We start from the raw sequence: 2,272 nt of genomic DNA, 5'->3' as shown, positions 1-2,272 counted from the left end.
TATAAACGGCTTTCGTTTTGTTTACTGCTTGTTTATAGGTTTTCTTTCCCGCTAGGACAGCTCTTTTTACTACTTTTTTAAATTGCTTTGCTATTTTACTTTTGCCACGAGCTTTGTCATTATCGTTTATTTAGTCACTCTTCCATACAAAACTATCTCCTGCATGTAAAATGTCATCTCGCCTAATTCTCACATTTTTCTTCCTAGACCAAGGTTTACATAGAACTCCTTGATGGCCCAGCCTTTATGAGTTTTCGAATCAAATATCAGATTACTTTTTAACCACAAACTTCTTTGGGTTAAGAAAAAACCTTGAAAGGCATATAGTCGCCAGTCAAGGTATGATAACAATCACATTATATCCTTCTGATTTATCAATGATAATATCCTAATTGTTCTATATATTCTTTCTAATACAATTAGGATATATTAAAGTAACTCCACTCGAACTTGTTTATAAAATTTAACTTTTAGTCTCTCTTCTTCCCCCACATTCATTACCAAAGCTTTGTCATCTTTTTTTATACTTGTTACATTATTAAAATCACCTGTAAATACAATCATTAATTGTAATACTTAGAATACTCGTTTGTTTATAAAGTTAAAATCACCTTAAAATTTTGGTCATCTTTGTAAGTATAAATTAATTCTCCATGTCTATATTGCCTGTTATACTCACCGGCTCACTTTGAAAAGGTTCAAAAAGATGATATTCATTATACTTTATCTTCACAATAAACTTGCAATCTATCAACTTTCAAATAGACATATCGTCCCACTAAATATCGGTAATCTTCAAATAAATCACTCGTAATAAAAAAGCCTACATCTAAAGTATTATCCCCTAGCATTTTCCCCCAAAGAGCATAACTATAATTATTAATGTGTTCAATTTTTTTCAAATATTGATTCTTTTGTTCCTCTATCTCTAAAACGTCATTTACAAATATATCTATTTCAGCCTCATATATTTTACCTATTTCTTGTTGTTGGGGGGACACATTAAATCCTATAATTTTTTGATTGTTAACCAAAAAATATATTTCTTCCTCAATAAGAGAGTCAAATTTACATATTTCTATTTTATTATTCATAATTTCTCCTCTATTCAACAGGGTTAATAACAGGAATATTCTCTCCATTATTCATCATTTTCCAAAAAGTTTTACCACTTTCAACATGATATGTTGTAATTTCCCCCAAATTATTTGTTCCTACAAATTCAAACTTAGCATAACTTTTTATAGGAACACCAGCAGCATTAGTTAAGCCACTATTTTTCATAAATTTAACATAACCTGTCCTTAGTTCTCCCTTGTATTCGTATTGAACTTTTATTCCATTTTCTATTACATTATTGGCTCCTGCTAGGTACTCATTAGCATTAGAATATGCCCCTCCGAATTCACCACCATGTTTTCCAAAATGTGATTCTAATTTTTCAGTACTTCCAAAATTCATTCTGCTAACATTCTTACTGTTATTACCCGTACCCTTATTCTCATCAGGCTTTTTATTCGAGCCATTTTGTGGTGGTTGGGAATTAGATGGCTTCGGACTTGGAGTTGTTGTGTTTCTTCCAACTGTTCCTGTATCCTCTATGCGTCTGACGTTTACACCTGCTCCTGCTAACTCCATCTCTGGTGGTCGCAGCTGACGCAGCTGCTGTTTGACTTCGTCTACTTTCGATTGGATTTGGGTTTTGGCGTTCGCTACTTGCTTGTTGACTTTTTCTTTTACATTGCCTAAAAGACCTTTATTCGCTTTTTGAGCACTTTCACTGATACCCTTCGCTGCCTTCGCACCTTTATTGACCCATTTACCAGCTGTTGCCGCATTGACCTTGTCACCTCTTGCCGCATAAATAATACCATTCACACCATCTGCTACTTCTCCTACAACGGGGACCATCCCGACTATATCTAAACTAGTTTGGAGCGGACAAATTTTTTAGTTGGACAGCCACAGCTACCTTTGTTTTTGCACAACTTTTTTTGTGGTACCTTTCGACGTACCCTAGTAAATAGGATCAGCTGTTTTCGGGTTAATTTCGCCGCCCTTTCGTACACTATGACGAACAATCATGTAGGGAACTATAAAAGTGCTAGGTCATTCAACATTATAAGGCACAATCGAAAATCTGGTAGCTCTTTTAATGGATTGATGCTGGCGTACTTGATGATTGGATAATAAAAAACCTTGATAGAAATTTATCTATCAAGGTTTCAGACTGTAGACAAAAGCCATCGAGAGGTTCACTCTCGATGGCTTT

2 protein-coding genes and 1 pseudogene are annotated in these 2,272 nt (G+C 34.4%); all 3 read right to left on the bottom strand.

Annotation, left to right across the window (positions count from 1 at the left end; genetic code table 11):
• Positions 1-429 precede the first annotated feature (429 nt).
• Positions 430-733: pseudogene (locus CD31_RS24135) on the bottom strand (hypothetical protein).
• Complete coding sequence (locus CD31_RS00370; RefSeq protein ID WP_036074844.1) at positions 717-1,094, bottom strand: hypothetical protein; 378 nt, start codon at positions 1,092-1,094, stop codon at positions 717-719. The pseudogene CD31_RS24135 and the gene CD31_RS00370 overlap by 17 nt, the downstream one beginning before the upstream one ends.
• A gap of 10 nt (positions 1,095-1,104) precedes the next feature.
• A complete protein-coding gene (locus tag CD31_RS23710) occupies positions 1,105-1,911 on the bottom strand; it encodes a hypothetical protein (RefSeq protein WP_036074843.1) in 807 nt (268 codons plus the stop codon).
• Positions 1,912-2,272 lie beyond the last annotated feature (361 nt).

Source organism: Lysinibacillus boronitolerans JCM 21713 = 10a = NBRC 103108, assembly GCF_000772935.1.
GTDB classification, from domain to species: Bacteria; Bacillota; Bacilli; order Bacillales_A; family Planococcaceae; genus Lysinibacillus; species Lysinibacillus boronitolerans.
This window is presented reverse-complemented; position numbering and strand designations above follow the sequence as displayed.